The organism is Bdellovibrio sp. SBM16, from assembly GCF_056175625.1.
Map to the genome: position 1 here is coordinate 177,029 of NZ_JBJKJG010000006.1, position 21,233 is coordinate 198,261.

At 43.1% G+C, this 21,233-nt stretch carries 23 protein-coding genes; 16 read left to right on the plus strand and 7 right to left on the minus strand.

The features are described from left to right. Nucleotide 1 precedes the first annotated feature (1 nt). From AC04MM_RS07555 to AC04MM_RS07575, 5 genes are all read left to right on the plus strand, one after another. Nucleotides 2-853: a PP2C family protein-serine/threonine phosphatase gene (locus AC04MM_RS07555; RefSeq protein WP_475379730.1), complete on the plus strand. Its 852-nt coding sequence runs from the start codon at nt 2-4 to the stop codon at nt 851-853. Nucleotides 854-907: 54 nt separating this feature from the next. Continuing rightward, nucleotides 908-2,044 carry a citrate synthase gene (locus AC04MM_RS07560; protein ID WP_475379731.1) on the plus strand — a complete coding sequence of 379 codons (1,137 nt, stop codon included), beginning with the start codon at nt 908-910 and terminating at the stop codon, nt 2,042-2,044. A 5-nt stretch (nt 2,045-2,049) separates the two neighbouring features. Beyond that, nucleotides 2,050-2,673, plus strand: a complete 624-nt coding sequence (locus AC04MM_RS07565; RefSeq protein ID WP_475379732.1) for an MOSC domain-containing protein — start codon at nt 2,050-2,052, stop codon at nt 2,671-2,673. 10 nt (nt 2,674-2,683) lie between these two features. After that, complete coding sequence (locus tag AC04MM_RS07570; RefSeq protein WP_475379733.1) at nt 2,684-3,082, plus strand: HIT family protein; 399 nt, start codon at nt 2,684-2,686, stop codon at nt 3,080-3,082. A gap of 454 nt (nt 3,083-3,536) precedes the next feature. Then, on the plus strand, nt 3,537-4,919 hold the full coding sequence (locus AC04MM_RS07575) for an aldehyde dehydrogenase family protein (protein WP_475379734.1): 1,383 nt from the start codon (nt 3,537-3,539) through the stop codon (nt 4,917-4,919). Here AC04MM_RS07575 and AC04MM_RS07580 read toward each other — a convergent pair whose 3' ends face one another. From AC04MM_RS07580 to AC04MM_RS07600, 5 genes are all read right to left on the minus strand, one after another. Further along, the gene (locus AC04MM_RS07580) at nt 4,920-5,156 is read right to left on the minus strand and encodes a hypothetical protein (protein WP_475379735.1); all 237 of its coding nucleotides are present in this window, start codon (nt 5,154-5,156) and stop codon (nt 4,920-4,922) included. 201 nt (nt 5,157-5,357) lie between these two features. Further along, entirely contained in the window at nt 5,358-6,440 is a 1,083-nt protein-coding gene (locus AC04MM_RS07585) for a D-alanine--D-alanine ligase family protein (RefSeq protein WP_475379736.1), read from the minus strand. 21 nt (nt 6,441-6,461) lie between these two features. After that, a complete protein-coding gene (locus tag AC04MM_RS07590; protein WP_475379737.1) occupies nt 6,462-7,043 on the minus strand; it encodes a DJ-1/PfpI family protein in 582 nt (193 codons plus the stop codon). 53 nt (nt 7,044-7,096) lie between these two features. Continuing rightward, complete coding sequence (locus AC04MM_RS07595) at nt 7,097-7,918, minus strand: hypothetical protein (protein WP_475379738.1); 822 nt, start codon at nt 7,916-7,918, stop codon at nt 7,097-7,099. Continuing rightward, nucleotides 7,915-9,009, minus strand: a complete 1,095-nt coding sequence (locus AC04MM_RS07600; protein WP_475379739.1) for a GNAT family N-acetyltransferase — start codon at nt 9,007-9,009, stop codon at nt 7,915-7,917. Before AC04MM_RS07600 ends, AC04MM_RS07595 begins: the two co-directional genes overlap by 4 nt. Nucleotides 9,010-9,133: 124 nt before the next feature. On the opposite strand from AC04MM_RS07600, the gene AC04MM_RS07605 reads away from it, so the two are divergent. The 6 genes from AC04MM_RS07605 to AC04MM_RS07630 are packed head-to-tail and all read left to right on the plus strand — an operon-like array spanning nt 9,134 to nt 13,599. Continuing rightward, the gene (locus AC04MM_RS07605) at nt 9,134-9,373 is read left to right on the plus strand and encodes a ferredoxin (RefSeq protein WP_475379740.1); all 240 of its coding nucleotides are present in this window, start codon (nt 9,134-9,136) and stop codon (nt 9,371-9,373) included. Next, entirely contained in the window at nt 9,360-10,025 is a 666-nt protein-coding gene (gene nth, locus AC04MM_RS07610; protein WP_475379741.1) for an endonuclease III, read from the plus strand. The genes AC04MM_RS07605 and nth overlap by 14 nt, the downstream gene beginning before the upstream one ends. A 5-nt stretch (nt 10,026-10,030) precedes the next feature. Then, nucleotides 10,031-10,513 (plus strand): hypothetical protein, encoded by a 483-nt coding sequence (locus tag AC04MM_RS07615; protein WP_475379742.1) that lies wholly within the window; start codon nt 10,031-10,033, stop codon nt 10,511-10,513. Between the two features lie 6 nt (nt 10,514-10,519). Next, complete coding sequence (locus tag AC04MM_RS07620) at nt 10,520-11,551, plus strand: thiamine ABC transporter substrate-binding protein (RefSeq protein ID WP_475379743.1); 1,032 nt, start codon at nt 10,520-10,522, stop codon at nt 11,549-11,551. Then, a complete protein-coding gene (locus AC04MM_RS07625; protein ID WP_475379744.1) occupies nt 11,541-12,983 on the plus strand; it encodes an ABC transporter permease family protein in 1,443 nt (480 codons plus the stop codon). Before AC04MM_RS07620 ends, AC04MM_RS07625 begins: the two co-directional genes overlap by 11 nt. After that, a complete protein-coding gene (locus tag AC04MM_RS07630; protein ID WP_475379745.1) occupies nt 12,961-13,599 on the plus strand; it encodes an ATP-binding cassette domain-containing protein in 639 nt (212 codons plus the stop codon). Before AC04MM_RS07625 ends, AC04MM_RS07630 begins: the two co-directional genes overlap by 23 nt. 36 nt (nt 13,600-13,635) lie before the next feature. Here the strand turns inward: AC04MM_RS07630 and AC04MM_RS07635 are convergent, their stop codons facing one another. Then, nucleotides 13,636-14,577, minus strand: a complete 942-nt coding sequence (locus AC04MM_RS07635; protein ID WP_475379746.1) for a hypothetical protein — start codon at nt 14,575-14,577, stop codon at nt 13,636-13,638. A gap of 245 nt (nt 14,578-14,822) precedes the next feature. Between AC04MM_RS07635 and AC04MM_RS07640 the strand changes: the two genes are divergently transcribed. From AC04MM_RS07640 to AC04MM_RS07660, 5 genes are all read left to right on the plus strand, one after another. After that, a complete protein-coding gene (locus tag AC04MM_RS07640) occupies nt 14,823-15,632 on the plus strand; it encodes a TIGR02147 family protein (protein WP_475379747.1) in 810 nt (269 codons plus the stop codon). Between the two features lie 86 nt (nt 15,633-15,718). Then, the gene (locus tag AC04MM_RS07645; RefSeq protein WP_475379748.1) at nt 15,719-16,486 is read left to right on the plus strand and encodes a 3D domain-containing protein; all 768 of its coding nucleotides are present in this window, start codon (nt 15,719-15,721) and stop codon (nt 16,484-16,486) included. 93 nt (nt 16,487-16,579) lie between these two features. After that, nucleotides 16,580-17,446, plus strand: coding sequence for a hypothetical protein (locus AC04MM_RS07650; protein WP_475379749.1), 867 nt, complete (start codon nt 16,580-16,582; stop codon nt 17,444-17,446). A 271-nt stretch (nt 17,447-17,717) separates the two neighbouring features. Then, nucleotides 17,718-18,545, plus strand: coding sequence for a flagellin (locus tag AC04MM_RS07655; RefSeq protein ID WP_475379750.1), 828 nt, complete (start codon nt 17,718-17,720; stop codon nt 18,543-18,545). 415 nt (nt 18,546-18,960) lie between these two features. Continuing rightward, nucleotides 18,961-19,788 carry a flagellin gene (locus AC04MM_RS07660; RefSeq protein ID WP_475379751.1) on the plus strand — a complete coding sequence of 276 codons (828 nt, stop codon included), beginning with the start codon at nt 18,961-18,963 and terminating at the stop codon, nt 19,786-19,788. Between the two features lie 438 nt (nt 19,789-20,226). On the opposite strand, the gene AC04MM_RS07665 is transcribed toward AC04MM_RS07660, so the two are convergent. Further along, complete coding sequence (locus AC04MM_RS07665) at nt 20,227-20,790, minus strand: hypothetical protein (protein ID WP_475379752.1); 564 nt, start codon at nt 20,788-20,790, stop codon at nt 20,227-20,229. Between the last annotated feature and the right edge of the window lie 443 nt (nt 20,791-21,233).

Below are 21,233 nucleotides of genomic sequence, written 5' to 3' on the forward strand. Positions count from 1 at the left end.
AATGTCTGCTGACGAAATAGCCCGCTTAAAAGCGATTATTCAAATGAAGGATCAAGAGCTCATGTTGTATAAACAAGAACTCTTGAAGTTTTCGCATCAGCTAGACAACGTGATGATTCAGATCGCCAGTGATGTTGATCTGCTTAAAAAAATCCAGAAAGTTATAACACCCACAGAGATTCCGAGTATCCCGGGCTTTGAGTTTAGCCGCAAATTTGTCTATGGCTCGCGCTACGGCGGTGATTACTTTGATATTTTTGAACACGAAGACAAGATGAAATTCGGCGTTCTGCTGTCGTCGTCGTCTGGTTATGCGATGTCAGCGCTGTTTTTGTCGTTAATTCTTAAAGTCAGCCATCTTATGGAAGCTAAAAAGGGTCTGTCGCCGGAGAAGGTGCTGGAGCAGATTGGCTCAGAGCTTAAAAGCACGGCAAACACCAACGATGAGACACAGGCTTTTTACGGGGTGATTGACCGCCGTGATCTGACTCTTAATTTTTGTGCGGTAGGCCGAATCAAAGGCTTCATTCAGGCACCAGGTAAGCCGTTACAGATGCTGTCTTCTGACTCGCCGGCTTTAGGTGCTGCAACATCGCCTGTTTTTAAATCAGCCAGTGTCGAACTTGAGCCAAAATCGCGGCTGGTGTTGGTGAGTGATGGTATTTTAGAGGTTTTATCGACCGATCAAATCAGCCAATGTTTGCAAAGACTAGGCGGCTCGTCACAGGTCCATGACGTCCGTAATGAAATCTTATTGCAAAGCCAGCTTGTCAGTGGCGCCGATACGCCGTTACGCGATCAGACTGTTGTCGTGATCGAGGTCAAAGACAGAGTGATAAAACTAGCCAAGTAATTCGTTCTTTGGTATTTCTAGAGTGTTAATCACACAAATCGAAAAGGAAAGACCATGGCAGATATTACTATTTACGAAGGCGCATTAGATAAGGGTTTAGAGGGCGTTGTTGCTTGTACAACTTCGGTTTCTTTTATCGTTGGAAACAATTTAAATTACCGTGGTTACACGATCGACGATCTAGCTAATAACTCAACCTTCGAAGAAGTTGTTTACTTATTATGGAACGGCCGTTTACCAAATAAAACCGAGCTGGCACAAATTTCTGAAGAGTTAAATAAAAACATGGCTCTTGATGCCGGTTTTATTTCTGTGCTTAAAACATTACCGACAAACGTTCACCCAATGGGCTGGTTACGTACGGCGGTTTCTTTATTAGCCCACTACGATGCTGATGCCAATGACATGTCTGTTGAAGCTAACGCGCGTAAAGCGGTTCGCTTAACAGCAAAAATGGGCGCGTTAGTAACGGCGTTTGAATCGATCCGTAACAAGCGTGAGATCGTTCAACCTAAAGCCGGTAAATCAATCGCATGGAACTTCATGTACATGTTAAAAGGCACCGAGCCAGATGCTGAATTGGTATCGATCATGGATAAATGTTTAATTTTACACGCTGACCATGAGTTAAACTGTTCTGCTTTCGCAACTCGTGTAACGGCTTCTTCATTATCAGACATGCACTCGGCGATCGTATCTGCGATCGGTGCTTTAAAAGGGCCTTTACACGGTGGCGCTAACGAACAGGTTATGGTGATGTTGGCTAAAATCGGCACTATGGAAAAAGCCCAACAATTCGTAAAAGATGCTCTAGCGGCCAAAGAAAAAGTAATGGGTATCGGTCACCGCGTTTACAAAGATGGCGACCCACGTGCGGCGATCTTACGTAAATTCTCACAAAGCTTAACTAAAAAAATAGGTAAACCTGAATTATACGAAATGTCTGTATTAATCGACGAGACGATGTATAAAGAAAAAGGTTTAATGCCAAACGTAGACTTCTATTCTGCAACGGTTTATCACGCTATGGGTATCCCGACAGATATCTTCACACCGATTTTTGCGACTTCACGTATCGCTGGTTGGATTGCCCACGCGAACGAACAATACGAGAAAAACCGTATCTACCGTCCACGTGGCAAATGGCAGGGCAAAGAAGGCCTTACCTGGAAGCCAGTCGACGCTAGATAATTGTGATGAAGGTTGTTTCTACCAACGTAGGCAAACCTCAAAACTACACTCTGGATGATGTGACCATCGCGACGTCGATGGTCCGTCACCCGGTTCCTGAGATTCAAATCAATAAATTACGTGTTGAAGGGGATGAGTTTGCTAATCCCGAGTTTCACGGAACTTTCGACGCCGTAGTTTACGCTCTCTCTGCAGATCGCTATCCCGAATGGGAAAAATTCTTAAATAAAGCATTTCCCTTAGGCCAATTGGGCGAAAATCTTTCGATCGACAAATTACGCGAGGAAGATTTTTTCTTAGGCGATGAGTACCAAGTTGGTACAGCACTTCTGCGCGCCACCGGGCCACGTTACCCTTGCAACAAATTAAATTACTCATCGGGCGATAAACGCTTACAGCGTGAATTCGAAGCGCGTGACTGGTGTGGTATTTATTTTGAAGTCATCAAAGAGGGTAGGGTCAGACCCGGCGATGAGTTAAAACTGGTTAAACGTGTACAAAGCGAGGTAACAGTTTTAGATTTATACCAAGCGATGCGTGCCCGTAAAAAAAGCCAACGTGATGATGTTAAATCCGCGAAGCTTTTAGCTTGCCCGCAATTGTTAGAAAAATATCACAAACGCGTCTAGGAGAAACACTATGCCTACAGTATTTACGAAAATCATTAACGGTGAATTGCCGGCCTATAAAATTCATGAAGATGATCTTACACTTTCGTTTTTAGCGTTAGATCAGGTAAACCCGGGGCATGTGCTGGTGATTCCAAAACAAGAAGTAAACCACTGGTTTGATGTGCCACCTGAAATCTACAACCGTGTCGGCCACAACGCACAGATGATCGCTAAAGCGATAAAAATTGCAACCGGTTGCCCGCGTGTGGGTGTGATGGTTGCGGGTTTTGAAGTGCCGCACTACCACATGCACTTGATTCCGGCTTCGAGTATTCCGGAATTAGATTTTAAACGCGCGCAAAAGTTATCGCCGGATCAGATGGTGGCGATTCAGAAAAAAATCGTCGAAGCACTTAATTATAAATAAAAATCTGGATATAAAAATGCAGATGTTTAGACTTGTCTAAATCTGTATCGCTTTAATTCGAGATGATTGAGAAACTAGACTGAGAATTCTAGACTTTTTCGTCTCAGAATGCATATAAGTTCTTGTTATAGAACACCCAAATTTTTTAATTTTGTGATTTTAGACCACCTTCGATATTCTTTACTTAACCGTTCTAACGGTTCGAAAGGAGGTGGTCTTATGGTTAATCAACTAGACATAACTAAGGCGGAGGTGACTACTTCTTAGAGAAATCTAAAGGTAGTACTTAAGTAGCCTTTGGCTGCTGAGTTAGGCCTCTAAAGCCGAACCTCCGCCGAAGAAATGTCATTTCGAATCTTAAAAATATCGGCAGTGCCGACTAAATTATTAGATTCAAACAGCCGGAATGAATAAGATCTTCCGGCTGTTCCTTTTTTAAGGTATAGCTTAAGCCATGGATATTTTGAATTTTATCGATGGTGATTTTGCCAAACCCGCACAAAACGGTTCTTTCACCCAAGAGCGCCCCTATAACGATAAATCAGTACAGATTGCCAGTTCATCCGCACTAGACCTGGTTAAGGCGATTCAAGGCTCGCATGCGGCGTTTAACACCTGGAAAGAGTCTTCACTTGCAGACCGCATCACACTGCTGGATAAAATCTCAACCTACCTGGATAGCCATAAAGCCCAGTTCGCTGAAAGCGAAGCCTGGGATCAGGGTTTGAATCTGCAATTTTCGATAAAGGCCAATATTGAAGTGGCCCTTGAGAAATTAAAAGCGCAAAAAGCCGAACTGCAAAAAGGCCAGCCGCAAGGTTTCGGGTTTTTACCCGTTGGCGTGGTTGGGGTGGTGCTTTCGTGGAATTTGTCGACGCGCCTGTTTGTTGAAAAAGTATTGCCGGCCATTTTTGCCGGAAACTCAGTGATTGTGAAGGCTTCAAGTTACTCACCGGTTACAGGTAAACTTTGGGGAGAGCTGTTCAAGGCGGTCGGCTTAACTGCGGGCTTAGTGCAGATTCTGCACAGCCAGGACGCCGGATTTAAGAAGTTATTTATTACCCATCCCGGAATTAAAGCTTTACTGGTGACTGGCAATTTAGAAAATACCAGCGAGATTATTAAAACTGTAGCGCAAATGACGACACATCAGTTTAAAAAACTTCAGATTCACTCGGGTTCGAAGAACACCGCTGCGGCTCTTAATGAACCCAACGAGGCAGAAATGAATGAAATCTTAAATTCATTCTTACTGGGGCAGGGGCAGCTGGCGTGGAATTCATCTAGGCTTTTTATCATAGACAAGCATGAAAAGCAGTGGACTGATTTTGTAGCGCATAAGCTACAAAGTTTAAAACCTTCTGAAAGTATCCATGATCTTTCGCCGTGGACGCCGCTGATGAAGATGAAATCGGTGGATCAGTTCGCCTCGTTAATGATGCAGGCCAAGACTGATCAGGCTAAAATCATATCGGCAGACGGCAGTTTACCTTCAAATAAATATGTAAAACCGTTTTTTACCAAAGACATGTCGAACTGTTCGGTGTTGCAACAGGATCAGGTGCATGGGCCGGCATTTATCTTATCAACCGCTAAGTATGCTTTTGATATTCCGAAGTACAGCAACGTTTCTTATTACGGGCACTCTGCTTCGGTGTGGAGCGAAGCCGGAAAAAACCAAAAGGTTATCCAGGCCTTGGATGTTGGTCTAGTTAGTCAAAATCAGTGGGGCATTTATTCGGTAGATGTCGTTGAAGGTGTCAAACAATCATCATTTGGGAATATGAACAGTCAGATATTTGGCGACTTTTATAGTAACGTTAAAAAATTGACGTAGTTACTGCAGCTTATGGCTTTTTGAACGCATGCGGATATTACATTGCGGACAAAACGCCTCTTCTTTAACTTCGGCGGCGTCGTCTGTAGCCGTTACTTTTAGCTCTAATTGCGTCGCGCACAGCACACAATTGCACTGTAATGCAATAAACGCCTTTTGAAATGTGTTTTCGGTTTTTTCGTAACGAGGTAGATCAGATAATTTTAGATGGCTATTCGCCGAATCTTGCGATCTCATGTTGCTCCTCCTGAGCCTGTTTCGAGTGCAACTCGAAAACTGTTTTCCCGATGTTCGTTCGAGAGCCGTCATCACATCCTATGAGTCTGGCTTTCATATACCCAATTCACTTGCAAGTTCTGTTCACAGACCAACATCCAGTCTGTGAACGCGGTATTATTCCTTCGCTTTCTGATACGACGGAATAATTTTCTCATCCGGTTATGATCTAAAGTCCAAATTTAATTGGTTATCAAAATCGTTTTTATCAAATGCAAGTTGAATTAATTTAGTAATCAAATCACTGTACGGCACGCCTTTGGCTTGCCACATCATCGGGTACATCGAAATTTTGGTAAAACCCGGCAACGTGTTAATCTCATTCACCATTAACGAGCCGTCTTTTTTCAAGAAAAAATCCACGCGCGTTAATCCATCGCAGTATAAAGCCTGGTATGTTTTAACGGCCAGTTGTCTAACTTGTTCGATCTGTTCCGCCGTAATTTTCGCGGGAATCACGATTTCGGCACCGTTTGGATCCAAGTACTTGGCTTCATAAGAATAAAATTCGTGTTTAACCACTAATTCGCCGGGCATTGCCGCTTCTGGTTTCTGGTTTAATCCCATCACGGAGCACTCAACTTCGCGGCCTTCGATAAATTCTTCAGCCAAAACCTTATGGTCGTATTTGAACGCGTCTTTGATTTTAACTGCGAAATCGTCTTTTGATTTGATTTTATGAACACCCACCGAAGAGCCTGCATTGGCCGGTTTGATAAAAAACGGTAATCCAAGCTGTTTAACAATCTTATCGAAGTCAGGAGTTTCATGGCTTTTTAGTACGGCCCATTTAGAATTTGGAATTCCTGCCGCCGTCATGATGATCTTCATCACTTCTTTATCCATGGCGATCGCCGACGACATGACGCCGCAGCCGACAAACGGCAGACCTAAAATTTTAAGATGACCCTGCATTGTTCCGTCTTCGCCGTTGGTTCCGTGAATGATGGCAAAGGCACAATCCAGTTCCTGGCGTTGCTGGTTTTGTAAATTTAAGGCATAAACTTTAGATTGCGCGCGGATTAAAGTTACGGTTTGATCCTGCGCCATTTTAGCATCGTTGATTGATTCTAAAGTCTCAAAATCTTTTTCGTTAACTGAATACCAGGTACCCTGTTTTGAAACACCGAGCAAAACCGGTTTAAATTTTGTTTTATCTAACGCTTTAAAAATATTACGAGCTGAATTGATTGAAACTTCATGCTCTGACGAGTGGCCACCAAAAATAATTGCGATATTCTTCATACCCAATTAGTTTAAAGTGACTTACGCCATCTCGACAAGCTCTTTGGTAAAAGCACGGATACCGGTATAGACCTGAAATGGCGTGGCATCATTCATGTACGCCGGAGTCGTGATCACTTTTGTATCGCGGTCGGTGATGTAATCCGTTGACGGACATTTTTCAACACTCACATTCCATTTTTCGACGATTGAGGTCTCAGGGAAATCCTCGCCTAAAGTAATATTGGGTTTGTGTTTGCTCAAAACTTTCGCCACGACGATCGGGGCCATGCAGATAGCGCCGATCGGTTTGCTGTCGTTGTAGAATTTTGTGATGATTTTTTCGACGGTTGGGTTAACTGTCATTTTTACTTTATCGGTCGACCACGTCGAGATCTGCGTCGCATTGCCAATGCCGCCCGGTAAAACCAAAGCATCGAACTTATCGGGATTTAATTCTTCTAGCGGATGCAGTTCATGATGATTCAGCGGTACTGATCGGTCGTAAGCAAAAATTTGAAATTGCGCTTTTAATTCAGACAATGAAATTAATAAACTGATTGTCTCAGTGATTTCGGATTGGCCTGGGGCAAAGCCCACGGCTAAGACAGCTATTTTTCTCATGATAACCTCTCGAGGCCTTAAAGGACCTCGAGAAGAATATAAACTAAAACGAACTAGTCGCCTACAGAAAATCCATTGATGCTGACGCAATCTTCAGCCAGAACTTTACGGTCTTGCAAATCCACCAGACCACGGACGCAGTATTGCAGAACTTTTGAGAAGAAAGGTAAATTTGGTGACGTTAAAAACGTGTAATGCATACGTGCCGGTTGGCCGTCTGACTGGATGTCTTTATTGTCGACCAAGTCGTATTCGACTTTGCGCACTGGAATTTTGCAGTGAAGGCTGTCAGGACAGATGCGTGGGTCAGCCATTTCCGGTGATAACGCCAGTTGGCTATCGACCACCGATAAATTATGACATGTTACTTTATCCTCGCGGCAGGCAAAGGCGGCCATGACGATAAACGCTCGGTACATAAAAAACGGAACTTTATCCGCATTTTTTGCCGTTAACTGCGAACGGATCTGTGCGCTTTGTGACTCGACATCAGCTGCGTGACTGAAATCAAGCGGGTAGGCCAGATTATTAAAAGACTGATTTGAATTCAGGTAATCAGTTTTTGAGTAATCCAGATTAATTCGCGTTTTTGTCGCGTCGCTGACGATCGAATTTACAATTAACGACTGACTGAATAGTTTTACTGACTGTGAATCTTCATAAGTCGTAATCGCGGTGATAACGCTTGATTCATTGGTGTTGATATCGGCCGGATCAAGATAGCCGATGCCTTCAGCCATTTTAGTTTCAACTTCGTCTGCTGAAACCGCCGGGCCAAGATTAGCGTCCTCTAAATTTTGCTTTTTCAGGCAGGAAGTTTGTATAAGTGAGGTTACTGCCAAAATTGAAATGATGAATACTTTCGAAAAATTCATATAGAATCCCAACCCCACACCCAAAGTGGTAATGGTAAAATAGTTGCTAAGATTTTGCGGGTTTCCGGCTTGATAAACGTCATTTCATCGATCGTTGTCGGTCCGAATAAAATTTTTGCCAAATCAGCTTCTTCATCCAAAGTATAAAGATCCTGGCCGTAACCGAACACGATCTGGCCATGTTGTTTTTCTAATACGATCTGGTCGTAACCCTCACTGCGGAAAGCTTTTTTGACTTTCATCGCCACCGCTTCGAAATTATGGATACGCACCATCGCTAAAAACCCGCGGTGACAGAGAATTTCTAAACCATCTAAGACTTTGCGTAAGTTTGTTGAGTGCTGCGGAACCATTAAGTGATAAGTTTTATTTTCGGTTTTAACCATATGGCTGACTAAGTCGATAAGTGCATCTACTTGTCCGCCCCATTCGTGGATAAATGTTTGTAGGTCAGCACCTTTGCCATCAACGGCGTAGGCCAATAACTGGTTGTTACTGCTCCAGGCAGTGTAAACATTGGCGTTTGGAATTTTTAAGTACTGTTGCAAATCATCCAGAGAGCGAACCGAGCCCACACTGTGCTGGGCATAGAGTTTTAAGATGGCTTGCGGGTCAATTTGTGTACCTTTTACAATGCGGATATTTTCGCAGCGGTGAGGCAGCGGTTGGTCAAAAACGTAAGTGTTTTCATGGCCCGCCAATTCAAAGCCAAATTTTTGATAAAATTCAGTTTTGTCGGTCCACAGAATAACTAAATCGCAATCTTGCGCTGTAGCCTTTGCTAAACAATTTTGCATGTTCAGGGTGCTTAATCCCTGCTGGCGGTGCGACGGATCGGTGACCACCGAGCCAATAGCACCTAATTTGTAGATTGCGTATGGCGTTTTTGTTATAATAGGCTTAATCAACGCATGAGAAATAATTGAGCCACCTTCTTCGGTGATAATGCTCATGTTGTGGATATTCGAGGGATTCAGAGCAGTAGGGTACTCGCTGTTAATTGGCCAAGTGGAATCGGCTCTTAAGTTATGATTCAAAAATTCGACAACATGATCAAATTCATGCTGCTCGGGAGATCTAGGCTTTAACATAATAAAATACTCCTTCGGACTAATAGAACTATTATAGCCCCGAAACCCGGGTCTGTGATGGGCCAGTTCTATGAAATTGACTTAAGCCCAGATATTAACTACATTGCCGAGAATAGGAGAGCGTATGGCTGATTTAGGTCAAAAATGGAAAGAAAATAAAGAAGGCAAAATGTTTGTCGACCAATCCTGCATTGCCTGTGATGCCTGTGTATTAACGGCTCCTAAAAACTTTAGCATGCATGAAGAAGATGGCCATGCCTTTGTCGCCAAACAACCGGAGACTCCTGAAGAAGAAGCAGCTTGTAAAGAAGCGATGGAAGGTTGTCCTGTAGAAGCTATCGGCGATTTCGGTGACAAAGACTAAAAAAGTCACTCAACCAAAGGCGGGTTCGCTCGACGTTAGTTGGTGTCTGAACCTGCTGAAAAAAAATTATCCTGACGCCCACTGTGCGCTTAATTTTACCAACCCATTTCAGTTGATGATTGCCACGATCTTATCCGCGCAGTGCACAGATGAGCGGGTTAATATCGTAACCAAAGACCTTTTTAAAACTTATAAAAAACCAAGTGATCTGGCCGGAGAAAAAATTGAAGTCATCGAGGCGGCAATCCGTTCCACCGGTTTTTATAAAAACAAAGCCAAAAATATCAAAGCCAACTGCCAGATCCTAAAAGAGAAATACGCTGACCAAGTCCCGCAAACGCTCGATGAGTTAGTGGCGCTTCCGGGGATCGGGCGAAAAACTGCAAACGTGGTGTTAGGTAATGCCTTCGGTATTGCGACCGGGGTCGTGGTCGATACCCATGTGACCAGGCTGGCAAACCGCTTTGGCTGGGTTAAGACTCAGGATGCCGTTAAAATTGAACAAAAACTCAATTCTATGTTTGCCCAGGAAGAATGGATTATGCTTTCGCATTATCTCATCTCGCATGGTCGGGCTATCTGTAAAGCTAGATCTCCGGACTGTGAGAATTGTTTTTTAGCTACCCGCTGCCCACGTAAAGGTCTAAGCTAGTACACATGCTACAAGCTTACTTTGAAAGTTTAAAATATGTGGGGCATTTGCTTCCGATTTCTTTTTTAAGAATTTTCTTAGGTTATTATTATATTCAACAAGCTATTAAAGACTGGAAGGTCCATGTCATCGGCAATTCGATGGTGAGTGACTTGTTAGTTGAAGCACTTAATAAAACGCAGATGCCGTTTTGGTACCGTTTTTTTCTGACCGAACATCTTATGAGCCACTGGCCATTTTATGCATTTGTTCTTGTCGGGATTCAGGTCGTCATCGGTTTTTCTTACCTGGTTGGCTATGTGGTCCGTCCGGCTTCGGTCTTGGGTTTGCTTTTATGTTTAAATTTTCTGGCGGTGTCTAATAATACCCAGGAATTTTATTTTAAACTGCTGATCGCGTGCCACGTTCTGCTTGCATGGGTCGGTGCCGGTCGCTGTTTAGGTCTGGATTATTATTTTTATAAACGTTATCGCGGTATCTGGTGGTAGGTTTTCATGAAACATTTTATAGGTTTTGTTGTCGTTATCTTTTCTTGTCTGACTGTGTTTTATTTTTACCGCGATGACGGGCAGAATAACGCTGATTACACGAGTTTAAAAGTTTACGGTTCGGGTTCGTTTATCGGCTCTTGGGGGCCGGGACCAAAGCTTAAAGAAATCTTTGAAAAGCAGACTGGTATTAAAGTGACCTATTTAGAAATGTCAGATCCTGCGCTGGTTTTTCAGAAAATTTCTTTTGAAGGCAATCAAGCCGTAGGCGATGTGATTTTAAGTTTAGACCAGTACGATATCTCGCGCTCGGCAGATAAGCTGACCTGGAAAAATATTGAGTCAAAAACTGCATTTTCTCTTCCTGAAAATTTACGGGAACTTGAGAAAATGGAGCAGTTCAAAGCTTATGACTGGGCTCCGATTGCTTTTGTCGCACGTGATGATTTAAATGTCACAATCGAAAAACTCGATGACCTGTTAAAGCCGGAACTTAAAGGCCGCATTGCTTTAGAAGATCCGCGCACTTCGTCGCCGGGGTTAAATTTCTTGTCCTGGATTTACAAAGTAAAACCTGAGTCTGAAGCCGACAATTTTGTAAAACAACTGATGTCACAGGCCCACAGCTTTTCACCGAGCTGGTCGGGAGCTTACGGCATTTTTAAAAATAAGCAGGCCGATATAGTGTTGTCGTATGCAACGTCTCCGGTTTATCACCTTGTCGAAGAAAAAGATTCGCACTACACAGCCCTTGAATTCAGAGAAGGGCATCCGATCCAGGTTGAATTCGCCGGTGTGCCGGAGACGTGTTTAAATTGCGATGCCGGAGTTCGTTTTGTTCAGTTTTTACAGACGCCTGAAGCACAAAAAATCATTATGGAAAAGAACTACATGTTTCCGATGCTCAAATCGGTTCAGGAAGGTACGGCTTTTGACGGTGTTAAAAATTTTAAATTATTGCCTTTTAAAATCGAAATGAAAGAGCAATTGCAAAAATGGTTAGGCACGTGGACTGAGCTAAGAAAAAATGAAGGTTAATGCGGTTAAGTTATTACTAGCTTTATTCTTTCTTTTTCCGTTATTAGTTCTGGTTTATTTTTTCAGAATCGATTTTAGTTACGACGTCAGGGAAATTACCTGGGCGCTGAAAAATTCATTTATTCAAAGTTTTGCGACGGCGCTGATTTCAGTTTTTTTCGGTTACTTCGGGGCACTGGCCATTGCGGGCTCCAGAGGCATCTTACAGCGCGGATTAAAGCTGTTGGCGTTAGTGCCGGTTTTTTTACCGGCGCTGTTTACGGTTTTAATCGGTATGGCTTTGGTGCCGGCATTTCCGCGCGGCAGTTTCGGGGTTATTTACATTTTATCTTTGGTTTATATCGGCTTTGCAGCTTCAGTGCTAAGTGAAGAGGTGATGGCAAGGCTTGGGCGACTGGGCTTCGTAGGGCAGGTGTACGGATTATCACGGTTTACTTTTCAGTTCCGTGTTTTATTGCCGCTGGTCGGGCGTTCGGCTGTTTATGTTTTTGCTACGGTTTTTATAAATGCCTTAACTGCCTTTACGATACCTTTACTGGTTGGCGGCGGTAAAGGCACTAACTTAGAAGTTTTAATTTATGAAAAAATCTTTATCGAACAGAACTGGTCGTTAGCGGTCGGGTTGTCGCTTTTGCAATTGGCGTTAGTGGCGGTTGTTGCCTTAGGCCTGCGTAACCGTAAAGATGTTACGATTTCTGCTTTTGTGCCGGGTCCGTTGGTAAGTTCTAAATTCGGTTTGATTGGTTTAGTGTTGTATCTGGGGCTGTATTTTTTCAGCTATTTAAAGCTGGCCTGGCAGATGCCCAATATCTATTATTTTGAAGAAATATTTAATACTGATTTTTATCAGGCACTCTGGCAGTCGTATGTCTTTTTTGTATGTGTTGGGCTGTTGTTTTTTGCCCTGTTCTGCGCGGTTTTGTTTTTACGGTTTCATTTAAGCAGTCATGGATTTTTAAACTTCTTTTTAAACCCGTCTTCGGTGTTAGTCGGATTTGCCTTATACCTATTGCTTCCGGCCAATCAGTTTGCATTTGATTTATGGAAGCTGACTTTGGTTTTTACGGTTGTTGGTTTTGTATCGTTTATAAAATCAGTGTTTGAAAGCCAGCTTAAACTCTTTGAGAAACAGATGTTGGTGGCCCGGGTTTTCGGAATAAGCTTTTTTACGTTTATTTTTACGATCTATTTTCCGCAGATCAAAAAACGTCTGCATTATGCGGCGTCGCTGCTTTTTATGTTCTGTATTTCAGAATTCGGTTTAGTCAAAGCTTCTGGTGCAGAAATAAAAACTCTCGGCACGCAGATGGCCAGCTACCTTTCAAGTTACCGCATTGAAGGGGCGTTTGTCTTAAGTCTGGTAATTTTAGCGGTCTGGATGATGAATACTTTTATTCTGGGGGCATTGCTTGGCGTACATAAAAAATCTTAATTATAAAATCGGAAATTTTAGTTTAACAGTTTCTGAGCTCGAGATTAAAGATGGCGGTGTCACCGTGGTGATGGGCCCATCCGGCTCCGGTAAAACGACACTGTTTAATTTATTGACCGGCTTTATCAGTCATCAGGACTGGAGTTTTGTAGCCGCTGGTGTGGATCTGGCTAAGCTTAAGATTGAAGAGCGCAACATCGGGGTGGTTTTTCAGGGGCATGAGTTGTTTCCGCACTTAACGGCCAGAGAGAACGTCGAAATCGTGATGCAGGCCAGAGACAACACCTCTGCGGAAGCTAAAGCGCAGTTAGAAAAATACAAAGGTCTGTTGCAGTTGAGCTCGTGCTGGAACACTAAAGCCGATGTGCTTTCGGGCGGCGAAAAACAACGTGTTTCAATTTTGCGGGCTCTGATGGCGAAGCCGCGTCTGTTACTTTTGGATGAGCCGTTTTCAGCGCTGGATGTGCAGAATAAAGATGAGGCCCGTAAACTGGTAAAGTCGGTTTTGGCAGAAGCCAGAACGACAACTTTGTTGATCAGCCACGATCCTGAAGACGCAGTCTACTTCGGGCCTGATTTGATCAGATTAGAACGCGGACAAGTAAAAAAAGTCTGAGCTATAAAAGCTCAGACTTTAATTGAGGCCGTTTTTTTAAGGTAGCTCTTCGCAGTCTAAAAAATCAACGTGGGCAAACTGGTCATTTTCTTTATGAATAGTCATGGTAGCTAAACTTGAATCGTAAGAAATAACCGGCATCGCTGTGTGCTTTTGTAAGTCAAAACCTGCAAGCGGTGATTTTTTGTAAGCTTCGTGTTCACCCAAGTTGATAACGTTGTGGCGGCTTGCAGGCGTTTTAAGGGCTACTAAGTCAGTAAATGTGCGGCCCTGCAACTTTTTAATACGGTAGTAGTATTTGCCGAAATCATTACCGATTTCAATTTCGCTTGTTTCGCTCTTACAGGCATAAAACGGGGCGCGCTGTAATTTTAATCTTTCGCTGACTAAACAAGTTGAGCTGTCTGAAAACAAGCAAGCTACAAGTTTGCGTGAATTTACAGAGTCTTTTACCGAAAAAGTCTTACTTTGATTTTTACGGACCAGATAGTACCAGGCTTCGTGCATCATGCCGGCAGCAACGTCTGTGTTTGATTTAAGTTTTGAAAATTGCGACTCGTCGATGACTAATTTTTGCTTTAAACGGTCGTAAAACATCATTCCGACAAGTGAGCAGTTTTTCTTTTTGTAATTTGAGTTTGCATCACGTGGCGGCTCAAGCTCCATGCCGGCTTTTAATGAAACTTTTTCGTTAAATAATTTTTGTGCGATAGCAGTAACTTCTGCAGGCAAGGCGCTGTCGATCTGTGCCAGTTTAGCAGCTGCACGGGTGAACTGCTCAAATGCATTTTCATTACTGCGTACAATGTTTAGATCGTAGATGGCTTCACCTTCCCAGAGGTCTAATAGTTCAGTTTGGCCATTGCAGTTAAGTGCACCACCTCCGCCAGAATCGACGCCACCATTGGCTTCAGCAAAACTAGCCAAAGAGGATAATACGATGGTTAACGTTAAAAGTAGAGTTACGGCTTTTTTCATAAATGGTCCTTTGCTTTTAGACTTGCGACAAGCGCGCCAGTCTAGGGTTAATTGGTTGGGGTTTCGCTTCAGAAAGGCCGTCTATGAACTTTACACAGGCGCATGATTGTTGACGGCGATCTCTAAAGCGGCTCGTTGTGCTCATAAAATAAGCGATTGGCCTGGACCTATCCATTGTTTAATATTTATAAATTAATGGATATTATATATTATTAGATATAAATAATAGTTAACCTATTAATATTATGAGAATTTTTGAATTTACTGATTATCGTGATTTTCTTAAAAAATACATCGTAGCCCTGCCAAAACAGGGTCGCGGTGAAATTTCAAAGATGGCCACTGCATTACAAATCGCTCAGCCACTCATGAGTCAGATTATCGGAGGGGTTAAAGGACTTAATCTCGAACAGGCCGATTTACTCAGTGAGTATCTGCAGTTTGCCGACAAAGAAAAAGCGTATTTATTTACACTGGTGCAGATTGAGCGGGCTGGCCGGCAAACTTTAAAAAAATATTTTATCAAACAGCGCGACAGTTTAAAAAAAGAAGCTCTGGATGTGAGAACAGTTATTTCGACCGAACGTAAACTTAATGAAGTCGAAAAATCTATTTTCTATTCGAGCTGGTTATATCAGGCGGTCCGCCTGCTGACTTCGATGGAAAAACAAGAATACGCGACTATTGAAAGTATCAGTGAAAAGTTGGGGTATGACCGGGCTAAAATCGGAGAGATCATGAATTTTCTCTTAAGCACGGGGCTATGTGTAGAGCAAAAAGGAAAGCTTTTGATGGGGCCGGCCAGTACCCATTTAGAGCACAGCTCGCCGCAATTAGCCCGCCACCATATGAACTGGCGGCACAAGGCGATTCAAAAATTCGATCAGATCCCCGAGGATGAATTAGTGTTTACAGCACCGATGACTTTAAGCCGTGCCGATTTTCAAAAGTTAAGAGAAGAAATCTTACAATTAATTAAATCAATGTACAGCACGGTGAAGGCCTCATCGGCAGAAGAGTTGGCCTGTTTAAATATCGACTTCTTTAAAGTGTGACCAAAGTTTTGACAATCGGGTAAGAAGGTAAAGCTGTTTGCGTTAACAGAGCAATTAAGAGCGAAATCTGCTATAACAGCCGGGTTGTGAAAAAACTTATTTCGATTCTTTTGATTATGAATATTTTTCTGTTGGCCGGTTGCGGTGGCGGTGGTGACAGTAAGTCGGCAAAAAGCCCGAAGCGTTATTCACGTGCGCCGAAAAAAGTTTTATCAGAAGCTGAAAGAGCCAGATTTATAACGCCGACAATTTATCATATCACTGACTTCAGTGAAGCCATGACCTGTGCGGCGATGTCAGAGCTAAGCCTGCGGAAAAGCAAAAACAATATCGTAAAAGTGCCGTTGTGCCGTAAGGCCTTAAAAAGCTGCACGCTGCAGGGAAGCTGCTTCATTACTTTCGAAGGTAAAAAAACACTGATTAACTATCATAAAAAAATCAGCGGGGGCGTGCAGTTCATGTTGGTGGATCAGTCGGTGTGTAAGTACGGCTTAGGCGATTCGAGTGATCCCAGTCAGAAATTTAAGACGATGTGTTTAGATCCGTTTTATTCAGTTGCTGCCGATACTGCGATTCATCCGCTGGGAACGGTGATTTCAATCCCGCGCTTGCGTGGTGTGAAGCTTCCGGATGGCTCAACTCATGATGGATATTTAATCGTGCGCGATTCAGGCGGTAATATTGATGGCCGTGGCCGCTTTGACTTCTTTACCGGCGACGTAGGTCTTAACGCAGGCAACCCGTTTTACGACCTAGGTCTTGGTGGTGAGGCCAATTTTGAGTACTTCATTGTCTCTGGCACGGAAGCTCAAGCTATACGCGAGCAGCGAGCGTTTCCGCTACTTAAAAAATAAATTAAAATTTGCTTAATTTTGTGAAGGCGGACTGGACTTATTAGTTACGTTCAGTACCTTTATTTTCCTTTATGAAACACCGAAAAATAGTCTGTGCAATTAGATGCAATGTCGCAAATCTTTTTATCGATTCTTGGCTTAGCCCTTTTTACCTGGGTCGCTAAGTATTTTTTCGTGCTGTATTACTACCGCAAGAAAAAAGAAGATATCAACCGGCTTGAAGCACGCACTGCAGTTTTACGTATGCTGTTAAAAGCAAAATTAAAACGTAAAGGTTCACAGATGCAGGATCAGTACAAAGACGATAAAGAATTTTATGCTTCTATCGTTTCTAAACTGGATTTACTCACCACGTTTAACTTTAACCGCAGTTCTGATTTTGAAGATGTGTTAGATATATTATCTTCAATTTCAGAGGCGATTGATCTGCAAACGGTAAGAACCAATCCCGCTCTATATACGGCCCAGCAGGAGCAGATCGCAAAAGAGCGCGAAACGATTTTAGCCCAGACCGGTGTAGAGGTTACGAAAACCGATGAAACCGGTGCCGCAAAATCTGCTGACGAAATTGAGTCGAAGAAAAAACAAGAAGTGAACAGTCAAATGCCCCAGTATGATCGTTGGCAGCAATTGCTTAAATACGACAAAGGCAATATGTTCATTATTAAAGAGATCGTTGAGACCACTGAAGATTTAAAGACTAAAATCGAAACTTATAATCGCGAGCAGGATAATAAGGAATTGCATATTCGGGTTCCTGAGCTGATCGAAATTGATTCGTTTGAAGGTTTGCGCGCGATTGTTGACCGCGAGCAAGAAAAAGCCAAAGCGGGCAAAGCCGCCAAAAAATTAAATAGACAAAAAAATCTACAGCAAGATCCAGAGTTAGCTGAAATCGAAGCGGCTACGGCCGGCAAGAAACTTCCGCCGAGCTCGTCAAATAACGGCGAAGCTGCTTAGAGCAGGCCGGCCTCTGTGTTGATCAGCCTCTGGCTGACCTTATTCTAAAGGTCGGACCTCTCGGTCCTCCTTATTTTTCAAATGAATTCCTATTGTCTCAAGCTCATACGTTGAGCTCGAATTTATCTATATTCTGTAAATTAATTCTTAAAAATCCCCTTAAATATTAAAGTTTTAACGCAAAGCGTCGATATTATGTGTGACTATCGAACTGGACTAAAGGCTTGCCGGGTTGGCCAAAGCTAGTTCCAACATTAAAAGGAACACACGTATGTCGCTTCGGATAAACACGAATGTGGCCGCCTTCGGCGTCCAAAACGCTATGGTTAAAAGTGAACGCGAAATCGAGAACTCCATGAAAAGTCTGTCGTCAGGATCACGTTTTGCCAATATCAGTACCGACCCCGCCGATAAGGCCATTTCAGAAGATTTAAAGAGTGATATCTCGGGTATGGAAGTCGCGCGCCGAAATGCCGAACAGGCCGGAAGTTTTGCGGCCATTGCCGAGGGTGGGATGGCCGAACAATCAAATTTAATTATCCGTATGCGCGAGCTTGCGGTACAGGCGGCCAGTGATACTTATTCAGATACCGAACGTTCATTTATGCAGAACGAATTCGAAAAGCTGCAACAAGAGGTCGAACGAATCGCGCAGACCAGCGCCTTTGGTTCGCGCAAACTGCTTGATGGCACTTCACAGGAAATCGATATCCAGGTAGGTACAGGCAGTGATGTCAATTCACGGATTACCTTTAATGCCGACACAGACACAACGTTATCTGGCTTGGGTATCAGCGGTTTAACTGTCGATGATAAATCCAATGCACGCGATACTCTCGAAGCTTTAGATGGCGGTTTAGACCGTATCTCGATGCAGAGATCAAAGTACGGGGCGCTGCAATCACGTTTGGAATCTGCATCTAATTTTTTATCGGCTTCGATTGAAAATGTGTCTGGTGCGAATTCAAAAATCGCAGATACAGATGTAGCAAAAGAAGTTTCAAACTTACGTAAAAATCAGATCTTGCAGCAATATCAAAGCACACTTTTAGCGACTGCAAACGATCAAGTCGGCAACGCTTTAAGATTAATTGCCTAAGTGATCTTTTTCACAATCTTTCACTAATCTTTGGCTTTGGTCTGGGTGATACTGGACCAAAAGCCAGGGGTCTTCAAAAAAAAGTTTAAAAATATTAACTAGTTATATCATGCACTTGATGTGCCGCGTCAAAGAAAAGCTAGACCAAGGGCTAAAGTCTCCTAGACCATGGTCCGAAATAGTTGTTGTACGTAAGGTGATCTGAGAAGAAGCGCGATAGACCAGTTCGATAGTCAAACTTACCGGTCTTCAAAAATCCTCTTAGAGAACTCATGAAGGAAAACCTTGGCAGTCACCATAGGCCCTTCATGGGTTCAACATCCTACAAATAGCAAATTTGAATATGTTTTTAAATTTTTGGGGTTTAACCAAAAAATAACTAACAACTATTTAGGGAAAATAGGGGGATATCAGTATGGGTTTAAGAATTTCAACAAACATGGCGTCAATTTCAGCGCAACGTGCGATGTCGCAACAGACGAAGCGTTTAGAAAAAGCTTCAGCTTCATTAGCGACCGGTAATCGTATTACCAAAGCCGCCGATGATTCTGCCGGTCTTGCGATCGCCGAGAACATGAAAATGGAAATTCGCGGTACGGTGCAAGCGCGCTCGAATGCCTTCAATGCGATTTCGACGATTCAGGTCGCAGAGGGTGGTCTTTCTGAGCAGGCCAACTTAATTGCACGTCTTCGTGAGTTAGGTGTACAGGCGGCATCGGATACGGTCGGTGAAGCGGAACGCTACTATTTACAACAAGAGGCGGTATCGATCACAGAAGAGATTGACCGTATTTCTAAAACGACAAAATTCGGTGATAAATTTTTATTAAATGGTACCAATCCATCATACGACTTCCATGTCGGTTCGGATGCGGCGAAAGAAAACGTGATCACGTTTACGTCTGAAGCCGATGCAACGATCGATGGTTTAGGTTTAGGTGGTGTGGATATTTCAGAAAAAGAGGGGGCGCGTGACATGTTAAGTACTCTTGATGGTGCCTTAGAAAAAGTATCAAGAATGCGTTCGGGATTCGGTGCGGTTCAATCGCGTTTAGAATCAACAGTTAACGGTCTAGATGTTAAACAAGAAAATTTACAGTCAGCGCGTTCACGCTTAATGGATGCGGACGTAGCAAAAGAATCTGCGGACTTAGCTTCATCTTCGATGTTACAACAAGCTTCGATCAGCGTGTTATCACAAGCAAATCAACAGCCTTACCAAGCGATGAAACTAATCGGTTAATCGTGACTGAAAGTGGGGCCTGCGTAACAGCGGGCCTCACCAGCTTAAAGTCCATGGGATTTTAAGTTTTAAGACGAGTCGTAAATATCGGCTCCTCTTATAAGTTAAAATTTTAAATTTTAAAAGTTTTGAAGTTATCACCCTATTGATAGCTTCTTAAACCCGGGCTCTGACGGTTGTTCGTCAGAGCTTTTTTTCGTTGAGCCCTGTTATGCCGCGTGTGCGAGCCGGGCACCGCCCCAAAAATAGCAATAGATGCTTTTTATGAATCAACTAACATTTATAAAAAGCAGAATTAGAAAAGCGCATGGTGGAGATTTATCTATTGGTAAACGTCGTAGTCGCAGATCACTGAATATCAAAAAGCCAATGCATGTAACTTTACGATCTGAATATGCTTATTCGGGGCGGTGCCCTGATGCGTGTGCGGAGCTAGGGCTAGAATTCGATTTCGTCTGGGTTGATGTAGTAGCCGTCGTTGCCTTTTTCGATTTGTTCGTTGGTTTTAGGTTTGGCTTCTTCTTTATTCTTCGCTGCTGCCGGCTTTTCGAAAGCTTCATCCTGTTGTTGTGGTTTAGTTTTTTTCGCCGGTGATTTTTTTAACCCAGTTTCGCCAGGCATTGGTGGCATGTGTTCTTGTTCTTCGATCTGTTCTAATGGTGCGTCTGGGATAATGCCCTGGATTTTTTGGTTAATTTCATTTGTCGGGCATTTACTCACGACTTTGGCCAACGTGTGACCGGTCATTTTTTGCACAAGATCATAAACGCAGCCACCTTGCGGTAAGTGATCGGCGACGATCATTAGCTGCGGAGTATAGCGGCGGTCACACTTATCAACGATAAATTCGTAATCTTTTAAAGGGATAACGCCTTTGTTTTTAAAAACGCAGTCGTTTTCTTGCAAGGTGTCTGAAGGATTAGCTAAGCTGCGGCCCGGGTCGGCCTGGGTAACGGCCGAAAAGCCTATGATCACCGTAAACAGCATTAATAGTGGTTTCATGACAACTCCTTTAAAGCGAAAAGCGACAAAAAGTGTTCTCGTGTTTAAGAGAACGACATCCATAGCCGGTATAGACCGCCTAAATTCACTCTGAAAGCCAGAGTGAGCCGCTATAAATCTAAATGCGAAGCTGTTGCCAACTTGATCTGTGGCACAGCAGTTAAAAACACATTGTTCTGGCCAGACTTTAAGTTTACTTTTTTGCCGGATGTTGAAAGTGTTTTCTCCTCTGAGTTTAAATAAAATTTATTTAAATTATACCCTCGACGTTAAACCTTAAGACTTACAGCTACGGACTAGATAGCCCATAGGTCTACGGCGACCCAAGTCTGTCATTTATTGGTCGGGTACAGACTAGCTAAGACCATGTGCGGACCAGTTTTTAGCTGGACTTTTGTTTTGAAAATCGCTTGTTTTTGGTCTGTTTTTCAAAACGTTAGTCC

Bases quoted from the DNA above. Each gene is read 5' to 3' on its own strand.
- AC04MM_RS07595 (WP_475379738.1), bottom strand. From the start codon at position 7,918: ATGAATTTTTCGAAAGTATTCATCATTTCAATTTTGGCAGTAACCTCA.
- AC04MM_RS07570 (WP_475379733.1), top strand. From the start codon at position 2,684: ATGCCTACAGTATTTACGAAAATCATTAACGGTGAATTGCCGGCCTAT.
- AC04MM_RS07575 (WP_475379734.1), top strand. From the start codon at position 3,537: ATGGATATTTTGAATTTTATCGATGGTGATTTTGCCAAACCCGCACAA.
- AC04MM_RS07555 (WP_475379730.1), top strand. From the start codon at position 2: ATGTCTGCTGACGAAATAGCCCGCTTAAAAGCGATTATTCAAATGAAG.
- AC04MM_RS07640 (WP_475379747.1), top strand. From the start codon at position 14,823: ATGAGAATTTTTGAATTTACTGATTATCGTGATTTTCTTAAAAAATAC.
- AC04MM_RS07620 (WP_475379743.1), top strand. From the start codon at position 10,520: ATGAAACATTTTATAGGTTTTGTTGTCGTTATCTTTTCTTGTCTGACT.
- AC04MM_RS07625 (WP_475379744.1), top strand. From the start codon at position 11,541: ATGAAGGTTAATGCGGTTAAGTTATTACTAGCTTTATTCTTTCTTTTT.
- AC04MM_RS07580 (WP_475379735.1), bottom strand. From the start codon at position 5,156: ATGAGATCGCAAGATTCGGCGAATAGCCATCTAAAATTATCTGATCTA.
- AC04MM_RS07635 (WP_475379746.1), bottom strand. From the start codon at position 14,577: ATGAAAAAAGCCGTAACTCTACTTTTAACGTTAACCATCGTATTATCC.
- AC04MM_RS07560 (WP_475379731.1), top strand. From the start codon at position 908: ATGGCAGATATTACTATTTACGAAGGCGCATTAGATAAGGGTTTAGAG.
- AC04MM_RS07585 (WP_475379736.1), bottom strand. From the start codon at position 6,440: ATGAAGAATATCGCAATTATTTTTGGTGGCCACTCGTCAGAGCATGAA.
- AC04MM_RS07655 (WP_475379750.1), top strand. From the start codon at position 17,718: ATGTCGCTTCGGATAAACACGAATGTGGCCGCCTTCGGCGTCCAAAAC.
- AC04MM_RS07565 (WP_475379732.1), top strand. From the start codon at position 2,050: ATGAAGGTTGTTTCTACCAACGTAGGCAAACCTCAAAACTACACTCTG.
- AC04MM_RS07615 (WP_475379742.1), top strand. From the start codon at position 10,031: ATGCTACAAGCTTACTTTGAAAGTTTAAAATATGTGGGGCATTTGCTT.
- AC04MM_RS07605 (WP_475379740.1), top strand. From the start codon at position 9,134: ATGGCTGATTTAGGTCAAAAATGGAAAGAAAATAAAGAAGGCAAAATG.
- AC04MM_RS07600 (WP_475379739.1), bottom strand. From the start codon at position 9,009: ATGTTAAAGCCTAGATCTCCCGAGCAGCATGAATTTGATCATGTTGTC.
- AC04MM_RS07590 (WP_475379737.1), bottom strand. From the start codon at position 7,043: ATGAGAAAAATAGCTGTCTTAGCCGTGGGCTTTGCCCCAGGCCAATCC.
- AC04MM_RS07665 (WP_475379752.1), bottom strand. From the start codon at position 20,790: ATGAAACCACTATTAATGCTGTTTACGGTGATCATAGGCTTTTCGGCC.
- AC04MM_RS07660 (WP_475379751.1), top strand. From the start codon at position 18,961: ATGGGTTTAAGAATTTCAACAAACATGGCGTCAATTTCAGCGCAACGT.